Annotated in this window: 15 protein-coding genes; 10 read left to right on the forward strand and 5 right to left on the reverse strand. The window is 57.8% G+C overall.

The genetic code is table 11. The annotated features are described in order from the left end of the window. The first annotated feature begins 22 nt into the window (after nucleotides 1-22). Nucleotides 23-640, forward strand: coding sequence for a trimeric intracellular cation channel family protein (locus tag PGR10_RS21030; protein WP_015703812.1), 618 nt, complete (start codon nucleotides 23-25; stop codon nucleotides 638-640). A gap of 4 nt (nucleotides 641-644) precedes the next feature. Here the strand turns inward: PGR10_RS21030 and ligB are convergent, their stop codons facing one another. Then, nucleotides 645-2,321, reverse strand: coding sequence for an NAD-dependent DNA ligase LigB (ligB, locus tag PGR10_RS21035; RefSeq protein WP_430924051.1), 1,677 nt, complete (start codon nucleotides 2,319-2,321; stop codon nucleotides 645-647). Between the two features lie 258 nt (nucleotides 2,322-2,579). Between ligB and gmk the strand changes: the two genes are divergently transcribed. The 7 genes from gmk (at nucleotide 2,580) to fpr (ending at nucleotide 10,449) form a co-directional block, all read left to right on the forward strand. Beyond that, on the forward strand, nucleotides 2,580-3,203 hold the full coding sequence (gene gmk, locus PGR10_RS21040; RefSeq protein ID WP_015369144.1) for a guanylate kinase: 624 nt from the start codon (nucleotides 2,580-2,582) through the stop codon (nucleotides 3,201-3,203). 54 nt (nucleotides 3,204-3,257) lie between these two features. After that, nucleotides 3,258-3,533: a DNA-directed RNA polymerase subunit omega gene (rpoZ, locus tag PGR10_RS21045; protein ID WP_000135058.1), complete on the forward strand. Its 276-nt coding sequence runs from the start codon at nucleotides 3,258-3,260 to the stop codon at nucleotides 3,531-3,533. An 18-nt stretch (nucleotides 3,534-3,551) separates the two neighbouring features. Then, nucleotides 3,552-5,672: a bifunctional GTP diphosphokinase/guanosine-3',5'-bis pyrophosphate 3'-pyrophosphohydrolase gene (gene spoT / locus PGR10_RS21050; RefSeq protein WP_087858926.1), complete on the forward strand. Its 2,121-nt coding sequence runs from the start codon at nucleotides 3,552-3,554 to the stop codon at nucleotides 5,670-5,672. A gap of 96 nt (nucleotides 5,673-5,768) precedes the next feature. Further along, entirely contained in the window at nucleotides 5,769-6,458 is a 690-nt protein-coding gene (trmH, locus tag PGR10_RS21055; protein ID WP_015369142.1) for a tRNA (guanosine(18)-2'-O)-methyltransferase TrmH, read from the forward strand. Nucleotides 6,459-6,463: 5 nt separating this feature from the next. Then, nucleotides 6,464-8,545, forward strand: coding sequence for an ATP-dependent DNA helicase RecG (gene recG, locus PGR10_RS21060; RefSeq protein WP_430924052.1), 2,082 nt, complete (start codon nucleotides 6,464-6,466; stop codon nucleotides 8,543-8,545). A gap of 51 nt (nucleotides 8,546-8,596) precedes the next feature. Further along, entirely contained in the window at nucleotides 8,597-9,607 is a 1,011-nt protein-coding gene (gene glpX, locus PGR10_RS21065) for a class II fructose-bisphosphatase (protein WP_308957643.1), read from the forward strand. A 95-nt stretch (nucleotides 9,608-9,702) separates the two neighbouring features. Beyond that, nucleotides 9,703-10,449: a ferredoxin--NADP(+) reductase gene (gene fpr / locus PGR10_RS21070; protein ID WP_015369139.1), complete on the forward strand. Its 747-nt coding sequence runs from the start codon at nucleotides 9,703-9,705 to the stop codon at nucleotides 10,447-10,449. On the opposite strand, the gene PGR10_RS21075 is transcribed toward fpr, so the two are convergent. After that, nucleotides 10,450-10,878, reverse strand: a complete 429-nt coding sequence (locus tag PGR10_RS21075) for a DUF805 domain-containing protein (RefSeq protein ID WP_015369138.1) — start codon at nucleotides 10,876-10,878, stop codon at nucleotides 10,450-10,452. Between the two features lie 112 nt (nucleotides 10,879-10,990). Between PGR10_RS21075 and PGR10_RS21080 the strand changes: the two genes are divergently transcribed. Next, nucleotides 10,991-11,590 (forward strand): DUF1454 family protein, encoded by a 600-nt coding sequence (locus tag PGR10_RS21080; protein ID WP_015369137.1) that lies wholly within the window; start codon nucleotides 10,991-10,993, stop codon nucleotides 11,588-11,590. Between the two features lie 108 nt (nucleotides 11,591-11,698). Further along, nucleotides 11,699-12,466, forward strand: coding sequence for a triose-phosphate isomerase (gene tpiA, locus PGR10_RS21085; protein ID WP_002922909.1), 768 nt, complete (start codon nucleotides 11,699-11,701; stop codon nucleotides 12,464-12,466). A gap of 98 nt (nucleotides 12,467-12,564) precedes the next feature. On the opposite strand, the gene PGR10_RS21090 is transcribed toward tpiA, so the two are convergent. From PGR10_RS21090 to PGR10_RS21100, 3 genes are all read right to left on the reverse strand, one after another. Further along, nucleotides 12,565-13,869, reverse strand: a complete 1,305-nt coding sequence (locus tag PGR10_RS21090) for an SLC13 family permease (RefSeq protein WP_430924053.1) — start codon at nucleotides 13,867-13,869, stop codon at nucleotides 12,565-12,567. A gap of 64 nt (nucleotides 13,870-13,933) precedes the next feature. Further along, on the reverse strand, nucleotides 13,934-14,698 hold the full coding sequence (locus PGR10_RS21095; protein ID WP_411325307.1) for a CDP-diacylglycerol diphosphatase: 765 nt from the start codon (nucleotides 14,696-14,698) through the stop codon (nucleotides 13,934-13,936). Nucleotides 14,699-14,867: 169 nt separating this feature from the next. Continuing rightward, nucleotides 14,868-15,857 carry a sulfate ABC transporter substrate-binding protein gene (locus PGR10_RS21100; RefSeq protein WP_015369134.1) on the reverse strand — a complete coding sequence of 330 codons (990 nt, stop codon included), beginning with the start codon at nucleotides 15,855-15,857 and terminating at the stop codon, nucleotides 14,868-14,870. Between the last annotated feature and the right edge of the window lie 44 nt (nucleotides 15,858-15,901).

Raw genomic sequence — 15,901 nt, forward strand, 5'->3', positions numbered from 1 at the left:
TGCCCAACATTGTGGGGGATTTATGCTGCTTCATGTTCTTTATCTGATTGGTATTACGGCGGAAGCGATGACCGGCGCCTTAGCGGCCGGGCGTCGCCGGATGGACACTTTTGGGGTAATTATTATCGCTACCGCCACCGCGCTCGGCGGGGGCTCCGTGCGGGACATCCTGCTCGGCCATTATCCGCTCGGTTGGGTGAAGCATCCGGAATACGTCATCATTGTGGCGGTTGCCGCCGTTCTCACTACCATCGCCGCGCCGGTGATGCCGCACCTGCGCCGCCTGTTCCTGGTGCTGGATGCCCTGGGCCTGATCGTGTTCTCGATTATCGGCGCGCAAATCGCGCTGGATATGGGCGAAGGGCCAATAATCGCGTCTATTGCCGCTGTGATCACCGGCGTCTTTGGCGGCGTGCTACGCGATATGTTCTGTAAGCGTATCCCGCTGGTGTTTCAGAAAGAACTGTACGCTGGCATCTCTTTTGCCGCCGCGGTGCTCTATATCGCATTACAGCACTACGTCAGCAGCCACGACGTAGTGGTCATCGCCACGCTGCTCTTCGGCTTTACCGCGCGTATGCTCGCCCTGCGCTGGAAGCTCGGCCTGCCGGTCTTCTACTACAAGCACGACGCTCATTAATTCCTCAGAAACCCGGGATACGTTGCCCGCTGAGCCACTGCGCCAGCGCGGCAATATCCGGGTTTTGCAAAAAGACGACCAGCTGGCGTGCCCTTTCCTGCCCCACTCCCGGTAATCGTCGCCACTGAGACTCATTGCGCTCCCGCAGCTGCCGCCAGTTTTCTGCCGCAACGCTTGCCTGCGCGGCCTGAGGTATCGGTACCCCCAGCGCCAACACCCAACGAATAAACGGCTGCTCACGGGTCAAATTGAACTGATGCCACAGACGCAGGCCGCGCTCGCCGCTAATTCCTGGCATGCTCTGTAGTTGTTCAGGCGTCAAAGCCAACCATGAGAAAAGATGTGTCATGTGGCGATCTTCCATTAATGTGCGCCAAAGCGCCTCTCCTGCGCCTGCAATATCCAGAACTGGCTTAGACGATAGCCAAACAAGGCGGGAGAGAAACTGCCCGGCGCACTCGGGCGTCGCAAAATAACAAGTTAAGGAATGAAAGCGAGGCGAAGGCGGTTGTGGCGCATCGCGTTGGCTGGCCCGCCAGACCACGCTATCCAGACGCGGGATCCCCTGTCCGGCCAGGCTTATTAACACCTGGTCTCCGGCGACGATGTCTAACTGCCGCCAGCGGGACACCGAACCAATATTGACCCGCCGCACCAGCTTGTCGTCCAGTTTTACCGGTTCGAGATGCGCCACAACGGCTATTTTACCGCTACGCCCGATGGCAAACTGGATAGTGGTCACTTCCGCCACCTGCGAAAACGGTAGATATTTCCAGGCCGCCACCCAGAACCCCTGTCCTGGAAGCCAACTGCCCCCGGCGGGTTCTTTTTCCGCACGGATCACAATGCCGTCGGTGACAAAGGGCAGCGGCGAGCTAAACCAGCGCTCCCGCCAGGCGGCAGCCTGCTGCCAATCTTTAACCGGATGGGAATAGCGCTGCGCCAGAGGAAACCCGCCAGCGGCAAGCAGCGCCAGACGAGAAGGCATCTGGGCCGGGCCATCAGGCCAGGCCCAGATAAACAGCCCCAGCGTTTTCAGCTCAGCCGACGACGCTTTGCGCATCAGTATCCCGGCCACTTTCGCCCGTGAATTCATACCGCCCGCCTGTTTTTGTATATGCCCCTCTTGCAGCTGAAAAATTTCTCCCTGTAACACACTGTTTGCCAGCGCTCCTGCGGTAGTTTGCGGTACGCCGGGGATCTGGCGCACTTTTGCCGTCCAGTCTTCCCCTGCCAGACCGTCACCGCGGCTAATCGCCCGTATTAACCTGCCGCCGCGATATACCAGCGTCACCGCTACACCGTCGACTTTTGGTTGTAGCCACAGGTCTGTTTTATCGCGCATCCAGCGCCCGACGCTCATGGCGTCAGGCAGCTTGCGCACGCCGGTATGCGCGATGGGGTGCTTGACTTCGCCGCGCGGCGGCGGCAGATCGTCTTCAGTCGGCGTCTCCTCACCGAAGCAGCGCCGCCACTGCGCCAACCGGGCCGAAAGCATGTCGTAGACTTCGTCGCTGACTCCGCTACTGCCCTGCTGCCAGTAGGCCGCTTTCCAGTCGGCAATCTGCAGGCTCAGGCGGTCTATCTCCTGCCCGGCTCGTTGCGAAGACCACGCCGGGCAGGCCGCCGTTGCCAGTGCCGCCGCCATCCATAACGCTGCCGCTATCAGCCATTTGCACATGCCTTTACCTCCTTGTTTTACCTTGCGGCATCGTGCGCTAAAGACCGAAGCCGCGGCGACAGGCAAATCATTACGCTGCGAGCGGCTTTCCAGGATTTACGCATCGTTGCTGCAACTGCTTAAGAAATCAGGAAAGCGGCAGGCAAAATGAAAGAAACAGCGGCAAAAAGTGTGACAATGACTGCGTCACGCAGCGGCGGCGTGTATAATAGGCTCGTATGTAGCATCTCTTTCGACAATCACATACAAAAGACACTCATGGCTCAAGGCACGCTTTATATTGTTTCCGCCCCTAGCGGCGCGGGTAAATCCAGCCTGATTCAGGCTTTATTGAAGACCCAACCGTTGTACGACTCCCAGGTTTCTGTGTCGCATACCACGCGCAATCCGCGCCCGGGTGAAGTTCACGGTGAACACTATTTCTTTGTGGATCACGATAAATTCAGGTCGATGATTAGCGAAGACGCTTTCCTTGAGCACGCTGAGGTTTTTGGCAATTATTACGGGACCTCTCGTGAAGCTATTGAGCAGGTTCTGGCGACTGGCGTCGATGTTTTCCTCGATATCGACTGGCAGGGCGCCCAGCAAATTCGTAATAAAATGCCCGGCGCGCGCAGTATCTTTATTCTGCCGCCGTCAAAAGACGAGCTTGACCGCCGCCTGCGCGGCCGCGGTCAGGACAGCGAAGAAGTCATCGCAAAACGTATGGCGCAGGCAGTTGCAGAAATGAGCCATTACGCGGAATATGATTACCTTATTGTGAATGATGATTTTGATACCGCTTTAGGCGATCTGAAAAACATTATCCGCGCTGAACGTCTGCGCATGAGCCGCCAAAAGCAGCGACATGGCGCTTTAATCACCAAACTATTGGCAGACTGAACCCACATTCAGTATCATGCCCAGTCATTTCTTCACCTGTGGAGCATTTTAAGTATGGCACGCGTAACTGTTCAGGACGCTGTAGAGAAAATTGGTAACCGTTTTGACCTGGTACTGGTCGCCGCGCGTCGCGCTCGTCAGATGCAGGTAGGCGGAAAGGATCCGCTGGTACCGGAAGAAAACGATAAAACCACCGTTATCGCACTGCGCGAAATCGAAGAAGGTCTGATCAACAACCAGATCCTCGACGTACGTGAGCGCCAGGAACAGCAAGAGCAGGAAGCCGCTGAATTACAAGCCGTTACCGCGATTGCTGAAGGTCGTCGTTAATCACACAGCGGGTCGCCCTTGTATCTGTTTGAAAGCCTGAATCAGCTGATTCAAAACTACCTGCCGGAAGAGCAAATCAAGCGCCTTCGGCAGGCGTATCTCGTTGCACGTGACGCTCACGAGGGTCAGACACGTTCAAGCGGTGAACCCTATATCACGCACCCGGTAGCGGTGGCCTGCATTCTGGCCGAGATGAAACTCGACTACGAAACGCTGATGGCCGCGCTGCTGCATGATGTGATTGAAGATACCCCTGCCACCTACCAGGACATGGAACAGCTTTTTGGTAAAAGCGTCGCCGAACTGGTAGAGGGGGTGTCGAAACTTGATAAGCTCAAGTTCCGCGATAAGAAAGAGGCGCAAGCCGAAAACTTCCGCAAAATGATCATGGCGATGGTGCAGGATATCCGCGTCATCCTCATCAAGCTTGCCGACCGCACCCACAACATGCGCACCTTGGGCTCACTACGCCCGGATAAACGCCGCCGCATCGCCCGCGAAACGCTGGAAATTTATAGCCCGCTGGCGCACCGTTTAGGTATCCATCACATCAAAACCGAGCTCGAAGAGCTGGGCTTTGAAGCGCTGTACCCTAACCGCTACCGCGTCATTAAAGAAGTGGTCAAAGCGGCGCGCGGCAACCGAAAAGAGATGATTCAGAAGATCCTCTCTGAGATCGAAGGGCGTTTACAGGAAGCGGGGATCCCCTGCCGCGTTAGCGGTCGCGAAAAGCATCTGTACTCCATTTATTGCAAAATGGTGCTCAAAGAGCAGCGTTTTCACTCGATCATGGACATCTACGCCTTCCGCGTTATCGTTCACGATCCCGATATCTGCTATCGCGTGCTGGGCCAAATGCACAGCCTCTACAAGCCGCGTCCAGGTCGTTTCAAAGATTACATCGCCATTCCAAAAGCGAACGGCTATCAATCTTTGCACACCTCGATGATTGGCCCCCACGGCGTCCCGGTCGAGGTGCAAATCCGTACCGAAGATATGGACCAGATGGCGGAGATGGGGGTAGCGGCGCACTGGGCTTATAAAGAGCACGGCGGCGAAAGCAGCACGACCGCGCAAATCCGCGCCCAGCGCTGGATGCAAAGCCTGCTGGAACTGCAGCAGAGCGCCGGTAGTTCGTTTGAATTTATCGAGAGCGTTAAATCCGATCTGTTCCCGGATGAGATTTACGTTTTCACCCCGGAAGGGCGCATTGTCGAACTGCCTGCCGGCGCCACGCCGGTGGACTTCGCCTACGCGGTGCATACCGATATCGGCCATGCCTGCGTCGGCGCGCGCGTCGACCGCCAGCCCTATCCGCTGTCGCAGCCGCTCTCCAGCGGTCAGACTGTCGAAATCATTACCGCGCCGGGCGCACGCCCGAATGCCGCATGGCTGAACTTTGTCGTTAGCTCGAAAGCGCGCGCCAAAATCCGCCAACTGCTGAAGAACCTTAAGCGCGACGATTCGGTCAGCCTTGGCCGCCGATTGCTCAACCACGCGTTAGGCGGCAGCCGCAAGCTGGCAGAGATCCCGCAGGAGAACATCCAGCGCGAACTTGACCGCATGAAGCTGGCCACGCTTGACGATCTGCTGGCGGAAATCGGTCTCGGTAACGCAATGAGCGTCGTGGTAGCTAAAAATCTGCAGCAGGGCGAAGCCTCTGCCGCACCGGTGCCGGCCAACGCGTCGAATCACGGCCATCTGCCGATCAAGGGCGCCGATGGCGTGCTGATTACTTTCGCCAAGTGCTGTCGTCCGATTCCGGGGGACCCGATCATCGCCCACGTCAGCCCAGGCAAAGGGTTGGTTATCCACCATGAATCCTGTCGTAACATCCGCGGCTACCAGAAAGAGCCTGAGAAGTTTATGGCGGTCGAATGGGATAAAGAAACTGCGCAGGAATTTATCGCCGAAATTAAGGTGGATATGTTCAACCACCAGGGCGCGCTGGCTAACCTGACGGCCGCAATCAACACCGCGTCTTCCAATATTCAGAGCCTGAATACGGAAGAAAAAGATGGCCGCGTTTACAGCGCCTTTATCCGCCTGACCGCGCGCGACCGCGTGCATCTGGCGAATATCATGCGCAAAATTCGCGTCATGCCGGACGTGATTAAAGTCACTCGTAACCGAAATTAGCTTTTACAAAAATCGAATCCCCAGGAAGGTACTGAAGTACGTGACTGGGGTGAGTGAGTGCAGCTAACGCCGAGGCAGTTCGAAGGATTAAGTAGAATGAATTCACAGCGTTATGCGCGTATCTGCGAGATGCTCGCCAGGCGTCAGCCTGATCTGACGGTCTGCATGGAGCAGGTCCATAAACCCCATAACGTCTCTGCGGTCATCCGCACCGCAGACGCCATCGGCGTACACGAAGTACACGCCATCTGGCCTGGCAGCCGTATGCGCACCATGGCCTCTGCCGCAGCCGGCAGCAATAGTTGGGTGCAGGTGAAAACGCACCGCACTATCGGCGATGCCGTCAGCCACTTAAAAGGCCGGGGCATGCAAATCCTCGCGACGCACCTTTCCGACAAAGCCATCGATTTTCGCGAAATCGACTATACGCGCCCGACCTGTATCCTGATGGGCCAAGAGAAAACCGGCATCACCCAAGAAGCACTGGCGCTGGCAGACCAGGACATCATTATCCCTATGGTCGGTATGGTGCAGTCGCTGAACGTCTCCGTCGCCTCCGCGCTGATCCTTTACGAAGCGCAGCGTCAGCGGCAGAACGCCGGAATGTACCAACGCGCCAATAGCATGCTGCCGCCTGAAGAGCAGCAGCGGCTGTTATTTGAAGGCGGTTACCCGGTGCTGGCGCGCGTCGCCAAACAAAAAGGTCTGCCTTATCCCCACGTCAACGAGCAGGGCGAAGTAGAAGCCGATGCCTCGTGGTGGGCAACGATGCAGGCGGCGAGGTAAATCCGATGTCAGGCCGCCTGTTAGATGCCGTCCCGCTCAACTCGCTGACCGGCGTTGGCGCCGCACAGAGCAGCAAACTGGCGAAAATCGGTCTGCATACGGTTCAGGACCTGCTACTTCATCTGCCACTGCGCTATGAAGACCGGACTCACCTGTACCAAATCGGCGAACTGCTGCCGGGAGTCTACGCAACCGTAGAGGGGGAAGTGCTCAACAGCAATATCACCTTCGGCGGCCGCCGGATGATGACCTGTCAGATAAGTGACGGTTCCGGCATCCTGACCATGCGTTTTTTCAACTTCAACGCGGCGATGAAAAACAGCCTGGCGACCGGTCGTCGCGTGCTGGCCTACGGCGAAGCTAAACGCGGCAAGTTTGGCGCCGAGATGATCCACCCGGAATATCGCGTGCAGGGCGATATGAGTACCCCGGAGCTGCAGGAAACCCTGACTCCGGTCTACCCGACCACTGAAGGCATTAAGCAGGCGACGCTGCGCAAACTCACCGATCAGGCGCTTGAGCTGCTGGACACCTGCGCGATTAGCGAACTGCTGCCGCCGGAGCTGGCGCAGGGGATGATGAGCCTGCCGGAGGCGCTACGCACGCTGCATCGCCCGCCGCCGTCGCTACAGCTCAGCGAGCTGGAGAGCGGTAAACATCCGGCACAGCAGCGTCTTATCCTGGAAGAGTTGTTAGCGCATAATCTCAGCATGCTGGCGCTCCGCGCCGGCGCCCAGCGCTATCATGCTCTGCCCCTCAGCGCCAACGACACGCTGAAAACCCAGCTTCTGGCTTCCCTGCCCTTTAAACCAACGGGCGCGCAGGCGCGCGTCACCGCTGAGATCGAGCGCGATATGGCGCTGGACGTGCCGATGATGCGCCTGGTGCAGGGCGACGTCGGATCCGGCAAAACGCTGGTCGCCGCGCTGGCCGCCTTGCGCGCTATCGCCCATAGCAAACAGGTGGCGCTGATGGCGCCGACCGAACTGCTCGCCGAGCAGCACGCCAATAATTTCCGCAGCTGGTTCGCGCCGCTGGGCATTGAAGTCGGCTGGCTGGCGGGCAAGCAGAAAGGCAAAGCGCGCCAGGCGCAGCAGGAGGCCATCGCCAACGGCGAAGTGCAGATGATTGTCGGCACCCACGCCATTTTCCAGGAGCAGGTACAGTTTAACGGCCTGGCGCTAGTGATTATCGACGAACAGCACCGTTTTGGCGTTCATCAACGCCTGGCGCTGTGGGAAAAGGGCCAGCAGCAGGGCTTCCACCCGCATCAGCTGATCATGACCGCTACGCCGATTCCACGCACCCTGGCGATGACCGCCTATGCCGATCTCGATACCTCGGTTATCGACGAGCTGCCGCCGGGTCGTACCCCGGTAACGACCGTCGCTATCCCGGATACCCGCCGCAGCGACATTATCGACCGCGTGCGCAACGCCTGCACCCAGGAAGGTCGTCAGGCCTATTGGGTCTGTACGCTGATTGAAGAGTCCGATCTGCTGGAAGCCCAGGCGGCGGAAGCCACCTGGGAAGAGCTCAAACTGGCGCTGCCGGAACTTAATATCGGCCTCGTCCACGGGCGGATGAAACCAGCGGAAAAGCAGGCAGTGATGCAGGCCTTCAAGCAGGGCGAGATGCACCTGCTGGTCGCCACCACGGTGATTGAAGTCGGCGTCGACGTCCCTAACTCAAGCCTGATGATTATCGAAAACCCGGAGCGTCTGGGTCTGGCGCAGCTGCACCAGCTACGCGGGCGCGTCGGGCGCGGCGCCGTCGCCTCCCACTGCGTGCTACTCTATAAATCGCCGCTTTCCAAAACGGCGCAGAAGCGCCTGCAGGTGCTGCGCGACAGCAACGACGGTTTCGTCATCGCCCAGAAAGACCTGGAAATCCGCGGCCCCGGCGAGCTTCTCGGCACCCGCCAGACCGGCAACGCCGAATTTAAAGTAGCGGACTTGCTGCGCGATCAGGCCATGATCCCCGATGTTCAGCGTATTGCTCGCCATATTCACGAACGCTATCCGCTGCAGGCACAGGCGCTGATTGAGCGCTGGATGCCGGAAACCGAACGCTATTCCAACGCGTAGCGCGTCCTTCTTGCCGCGCTACGGGCAACTTTTCTACACAACGAGTGGATTATGAAACGAGAACTGGCCATCGAATTTTCGCGTGTCACCGAAGCCGCCGCGCTGGCGGGCTATAAATGGCTGGGCCGCGGCGATAAAAATACCGCCGACGGCGCAGCGGTTAACGCCATGCGCATTATGCTTAACCTCGTCAATATCGACGGCACCATCGTCATCGGCGAGGGCGAAATCGATGAAGCGCCGATGCTCTATATCGGCGAAAAAGTGGGTACCGGCAAAGGCGACGCGGTAGATATCGCCGTCGATCCGATTGAAGGTACCCGCATGACGGCCATGGGCCAGGCCAACGCGCTGGCGGTGATGGCGGTTGGCGATAAAGGCTGCTTCCTCAACGCGCCGGATATGTATATGGAAAAGCTGATTGTCGGCCCCGGCGCTAAAGGCGCCATCGATCTCAATCTGCCGCTGGAAGAGAACCTGCGCAACATCGCCCGCGCGTTGAATAAACCGCTCGACGAGCTGACCGTCACCGTGCTGGCAAAACCCCGCCACGACGCGGTCATTGCGCAACTGCAGCAGTTGGGCGTGCGCGTGTTCGCGATCCCCGATGGCGACGTGGCGGCCTCTATCCTGACCTGTATGCCGGATAGCGAAGTCGACGTGCTGTACGGCATCGGCGGCGCGCCGGAAGGCGTGGTTTCGGCGGCGGTGATCCGCGCGCTGGACGGCGATATGCAGGGCCGCCTGCTGGCTCGTCACCACGTGAAGGGCGACAGCGAAGAGAACCGCCGTATCGGTGAAAACGAACTGGCGCGCTGCAAAACCATGGGCATCGAAGCGGGCAAAGTGCTGCGTCTTGATGAGATGGCGCGCAGCGATAACGTCATCTTCTCCGCCACCGGGATTACCAAAGGCGATCTACTGGACGGCATTACCCGCAAGGGCAATATGGCGACCACCGAAACGCTGCTGATCCGCGGTAAATCGCGGACTATCCGCCGTATTCAGTCGATTCATTACCTCGACCGAAAAGACCCGGACGTCCAGCAACACATCCTGTAAAACATTTGATCAATCGAGCTTTCCAGCCTTTTCGGGCTGGAAATCTTCTCCCGTCGCGGTGAAGATAGACTGACGAGATTGAAAGGAGAGACGCAATGGCAAACTGGGTTACAGGTAAAGTTGTAAAAGTGCAAAACTGGACCGATGCACTGTTTAGCCTCACCATTCACGCGCCCGTTGAGCCGTTCACCGCAGGGCAGTTTGCTAAATTGGGCCTGGATGTTGACGGCGAGCGCGTGCAGCGCGCCTACTCCTATGTCAACGCCCCCAGCAATCCCGATCTCGAGTTCTACCTGGTCACCGTTCCGGAGGGTAAACTCAGCCCGCGACTGGCCGCGCTGAAACCCGGCGACGACGTTCAGATTGTCAGCGAAGCCGCCGGTTTCTTCGTGCTGGAAGAGGTGCCAGACTGCGACACGTTGTGGATGCTCGCCACCGGCACAGCCATCGGCCCCTATCTGTCGATTCTGGAAGAAGGAAAAGACCTGGATCGCTTCAAGAACCTGGTGCTGGTGCATGCGGCGCGCTACGCCGCCGACCTCAGCTATTTACCGCAAATGCGCGAACTGGAGCAGCGCTACGCCGGCAAATTACGTATCCAGACCGTGGTTAGCCGCGAGACAGCGGAAGGTTCGCTGACGGGCCGGGTGCCGTTTCTGATTGAAACCGGCGCGCTGGAAGAGGCGGTCGGCCTGGCTATGACCGCCGATACCAGCCACGTGATGCTGTGCGGTAACCCGCAGATGGTGCGTGATACCCAGCAGTTGCTGAAAGAGACCCGGCAGATGACCAAACATCTGCGTCGCCGACCGGGCCATATGACGGCAGAGCACTACTGGTAATCAGGCGTCCGCTTTCCAGCGGACATCCTGCGTCTCTTTGCCAAACTTATTTTCGCCCTGGGTGCCGACGAACGCGCCCAGGTCGATCAACATCATGACGATAATCAGCGTCGGTACAAAGCGCCCAACGCCCCACTGCCAGACCTGCGGCAACATCGCCCAGTTGCCCGCCAGCAGCATCCACGCCAGAATCATCAGCAGCGCCCAGAGGCCGGATCTCCCGCGATCGTGCAGACGCTTCACCACGACTGCCGCCGTCGGCCAGAGCAGGCAGACGAGAATAAACGCCGCGGTCTGTAAACTCAGCAAATTGCTGCCCGCGAGGGTAAACAGCGCGCTCATGGTCAACACCCAGATAACGATCCAAATCCAGAAATCCCGGCGGCCAATACGGCCTTTAATTGAGAATAACCACTGCTGTAGGGTCATGTTTTATTCCTTATCATCATCATTCGCGTAGTTTACCCTGAAGGCGTCACTTTTTGACAAGCGTGACGGTTCCCGTTTTAATCGTCGGCAGGCAAAAAAAGGAAAGATGGGCATGAAGAAGTGGGCAATCTTAAGTTTAATTGGGCTGACAGCGTTATCTGTCGGCCCGATGGCGTTGTCCGCAGAAACGGAATCCGCCGCCACCGCCCCTTATTTGCTACCCAGCGCGCCGATTTTTGATGTCAGCATCAGCGAGTTCCGCGAGAAATTTAATGCCGATAATCCGAAATTGCCGCTAAACGAGTTCCGTTCTATCGCCTCCAGCCGCGATAAAGCCAACCTGACCCGCGCCGCCACCAAGATTAACGAGAATCTGTATGCCTCTACCGCGCTGGAGCGCGGCACGCTGAAGATTAAATCAATGCAGATAACCTGGCTGCCGATTCAGGGGCCGGAACAAAAGGCGGCGAAAGCGAAAGCGCAGGAGTATATGAGCGCCATTCTTCGCGCCTTTGTGCCGACCCTAAGCCCACTGCAGAGCCAGCAAAAGCTGCAAAAACTGCTGACCGCCGGCAAAGGCAAACGCTACTACACCGAAACCGAAGGCGCGGTGCGCTATGTGGTGGCAGATCACGGGGAAAAGGGGCTAACTTTCGCCATTGAACCGATTAAGCTGGCGCTATCTGAAACGCTGGAAGACAACAATAAATGACAAAAAGCAAAGCCTTTCCAGTGACGAGTCTCTATACTGTTTCACAGACCATGCTGCCCTCTGGGGCGGCTATATTCCTTAATTCGCTTAGTAGCGTGGAGAATTAAAATGCGACATCCTTTAGTGATGGGTAACTGGAAACTGAACGGCAGCCGCCACATGGTAAACGAACTGGTTGCTAACCTGCGTACTGAACTGGCCGGCGTAAGCGGCTGTGCAGTGGCAATCGCGCCGCCGGAAATGTATCTCGACCTGGCTAAGCGTGCGGCAGAAGGCAGCCACATCCACCTGGGCGCGCAGAACGTTGACGTGAACCTGTCCGGCGCATTCACCGGTGAAACCTCCGCTGAAATGCTGAAAGATATCGGCGCGCAGTACATCATCATCGGCCACTCCGAACGCCGTACCTACCACAAAGAATCCGACGAACTGATCGCGAAGAAATTCGCTGTACTGAAAGAGCAGGGTCTGACGCCGGTTCTGTGCATCGGTGAAACCGAAGCTGAAAACGAAGCGGGCAAAACTGAAGAAGTTTGCGCGCGTCAGATCGACGCCGTGCTGAAAACTCAGGGCGCAGCCGCTTTTGAAGGCGTGGTTATCGCTTACGAACCCGTATGGGCCATCGGTACCGGTAAATCCGCTACCCCAGCGCAGGCTCAGGCGGTGCACAAATTTATCCGTGACCACATTGCTAAAGCTGACGCTAAAATCGCTGAGCAGGTCATCATCCAGTACGGCGGTTCCGTTAACGCCGGCAACGCCGCAGAGCTGTTCACCCAGCCGGACATCGACGGCGCGCTGGTTGGCGGCGCATCCCTGAAAGCAGACGCTTTCGCGGTGATCGTTAAAGCTGCAGAAGCGGCGAAAAAAGCGTAATTCGCTTTCCCGGTGGTGAAACGCCGCCGGGGTTGCTGACAAATTCGCACGAGTAATAACCCGGCTTAGCGCAGCGCGAGCCGGGTTTTATATTATCGCTACAATTTCCCCAATAGCTGATACCACGCATAATCCAACGGCAGCAAAATCAAATAGCTCACCGCCGCCAGCGCCAGACATAGCAACATCCCCGCTCTCGCCGGGACTTTACCTAATCCCATCGCCACCACGATCGGCGACGCCTGGTACGGCAGCAGCGGCGTGGAATAACCCAGCACCTGAATCATAATCACGCTCAGCAGCGGAAAGCCGGTCGCGTCGGCAAAGCTCTGCGCAAAAGTCGTATACAGCGCCGGGACGCCGTTAGCGGTCATAATAAAGTTCAGCGCGCTGGTAATTCCGGTCAGCGCCAGGAAGCTGGTGAACGGATTATCTTTATCCAGCGGCATCACCTGCAGCAGCGCGTTACCCACCGCGCCGCCAATCCCGGTTTGGGTCACGGTAATCGCCAGTCCCAAAATGCCGGCAACATAAATGCAGGTGCGCATATTCACCCCGCTGGCGAACTCCTCGCCGCTGATAAATCCCACTCGCGGCAGCAGCGTGGCCACCGCTGCCGCCAGGCCGGTCCACGCCGGGCCGACACCGTGCCAGCTCTCTGTCACCCATAACGTCAACACCACCGCCAGTAGCCACGCCAGACGCTTTTCATCGCGGCTCATTGGCGCCAGCGACGCCAGCTCGCGCGGCGGATGCGGCTTGCCGGGAAACAGCCAGCAGATCAACGCCACCAGCACCGCCCCTTTCAGCCAGCCAAGCACCGGCGTATGCAGCAGTAAATAGGGAACGTAATTCAGATGGATCCCGTAAGAGCCTTCTGCCGCCCCGCTCATCACCAGATTCGGCACGTTAGCGGGCAAAATGGTCGCAGAAAGCTGGAAGGTGCCAAAGCCCACCGCCAGCGCCAGGCCGTACCAGCCGCGCGTGCCGTCGGCGATCCCCGCGCGCCGGGCCATCGCCGCCACGATCGGCATCAACAGCGCGATGCGCCCCATGTTTGACGGCATCACGAACGCCAACGCATAACTCAGTAATACGACGCTGCCGACCATCCGCGGCCAGGAGTCGGTGAGCCGCGCCGATAGCGCCTGCGCCGCTCTATCCGCCAGTCCGGTCTTACGGATGGCGCTCCCCAACACAAAGCCGCTGAACACTAGCCAGAACGCCGAGGAAGCAAAACCGCCGAAGATCACCTCCGGCGGAGCGATTTTGGTCATCATCGCCGCCGCGAAGAACAGCAGCGCGGTGATAAATTCCGGTAACAGTGAAGTCGCCCAGAGCACAATGGTGATGCCGACGATAAGCGAAGGGAGGAACAGCGGGTGGGTTAGCCAGAGCGACATGCCTGTCTCCTGTCGTTTTTTTCAGCAAGAATACGACGACAGGAAAGACAGGTAAACGCCAGAACTAGTGGTTTGTGTTAAGAATTGCGCAGCTATGATCCTGAATTTCTTCCGCCGAAGCACGGTTGAAAGTCAGCAGGTTACGTTCTGTCGCCAACAGCACCAGCGAGCCGTCGCTTTGACGCGCCATCGCTAACGCATAACGCCCCATATGTTCGCGCGCTTCCGGTACCTCTTCCGCCAGCATCAGGAACGGGCTGCGCTGAGCCAGCTCGGTTTCCGTTACCCGACGCGCCAGATATTGATGGCCCTGCAGACCGCCCGGCAAGGGTAGCCAGCGGCTGCTAATTGTCGCCGCATCATTATCTAACTGCGCGCGGACATCGGGACGCAGGCAGGAGATATGAATATGGAAGTGGTTTTGCGTGCGCCCGCTGCGCGAGTTAATAGCCAGCGATACCGCGTTATCATCAATTGGCGCGCCGCGGCGCTGGCTCATAATTTCGCGCCCCTGCCACGCCTGCCAGAAGAAATTCGGCGTCAGCGGATCCAACAGCAGCGGACTTTCGGTACCGTTAATACGGTAGGTCGGCATCAGCAGATATTGCAGCGGGCCGTTGCGATCTTTAAACAACACGTAGCCGCCTTTCAGGTTCACTTCCGCGCACGGCGACGGATTTTGATGTTGCTGCTGATTGGGTACGCACTGCTGCAGGACAATATGACGTAACGCGTTCGGGTTGCCGGAATGCAGCCAATAGTAGCCGCCAGCCAGCGCCGCCAGAATAACCACCAGCAGCGCCCATAAAAGGTATCTTACTCTTCTCATTATTGTTCCCTGTTAAGCCTGAACCGGAAGAGTAACGTAATTTGATGACTAAATAAAAACAGATGGCGGGCGGGGAGTTATCCCGGGTGGCGGCTGTCGCCTTACCCGGGATACCAAATGGCGCAGAACTGTATCCCTGCTAAGCGTAGCGCCAGCAGGGACAAGAGGATTAACGCTGGCTAATCTGGTCGAAGGTACCGCCGTTGGAGAAGTGCTCCTTCTGCGCTTTCGTCCAGCCGCCGAACTCCTGATCGATGGTAAACAGCTTCAATTTCGGGAACTCGTTGGCATATTTCTTCGCCACATCAGGATCGCGCGGACGATAGAAGTTCTTCGCCGCAATCTCCTGGCCTTCCGGCGAGTAGAGATATTTCAGGTACGCTTCCGCCACCTGACGAGTGCCTTTCTTATCCACCACTTTATCGACGACGGAAACCGTCGGCTCGGCCAGAATAGACTCGCTCGGCGTCACGATTTCAAACTTGTCCTTGCCCAGCTCTTTCGTCGCCAGCAGCGCTTCGTTCTCCCAGGCAATCAGCACATCGCCGATCCCGCGTTCGACGAAGGTGTTGGTGGAACCGCGCGCGCCGGAATCCAGCACTTCCACGTTTTTATACAGCGCCTTCACGAACTCCTGCGCTTTAGCTTGATCGCCGTGATTCTGATGCAGGGCGTAGCCCCATGCCGCCAGGTAGTTCCAGCGGGCGCCGCCGGAGCTTTTCGGGTTCGGGGTGATGACCGACACGCCAGGTTTAATCAGGTCGTTCCAGTCATGGATCTGTTTTGGGTTGCCCTTACGGACGAGGAACACGATGGTTGAGGTATACGGCGCGGAGTTATCCGGCAGGCGCTTCAGCCAGTTTTTATCGATACGGCCACGTTCAGCAATGGCGTCTACGTCGTAGGCCAGCGCCAGGGTGACGACATCCGCTTCAATCCCGTTGATAACTGACGTCGCCTGTTTGCCGGAGCCGCCATGCGACTGACGAATCACCACGTTATCGCCGGTTTCCTGCTTCCAGTGCGCGCTAAACGCTTTATTATACTGTTCGTACAGCTCGCGCGTCGGATCGTACGATACGTTTAACAGCTGATAATCTTTTGCCAGCACGCTGGCGGATGCCAGCAACAGAGTTAACCCTACGCCCCACTTATTCATCGCACCGCTCTCTTTATGTCGTGTTGTGATGAACTAAGCGTGCC

The sequence above is a fragment of the Klebsiella sp. 141198 genome, from assembly GCF_050600785.1.
Taxonomy (GTDB): domain Bacteria; phylum Pseudomonadota; class Gammaproteobacteria; order Enterobacterales; family Enterobacteriaceae; genus Klebsiella; species Klebsiella aerogenes.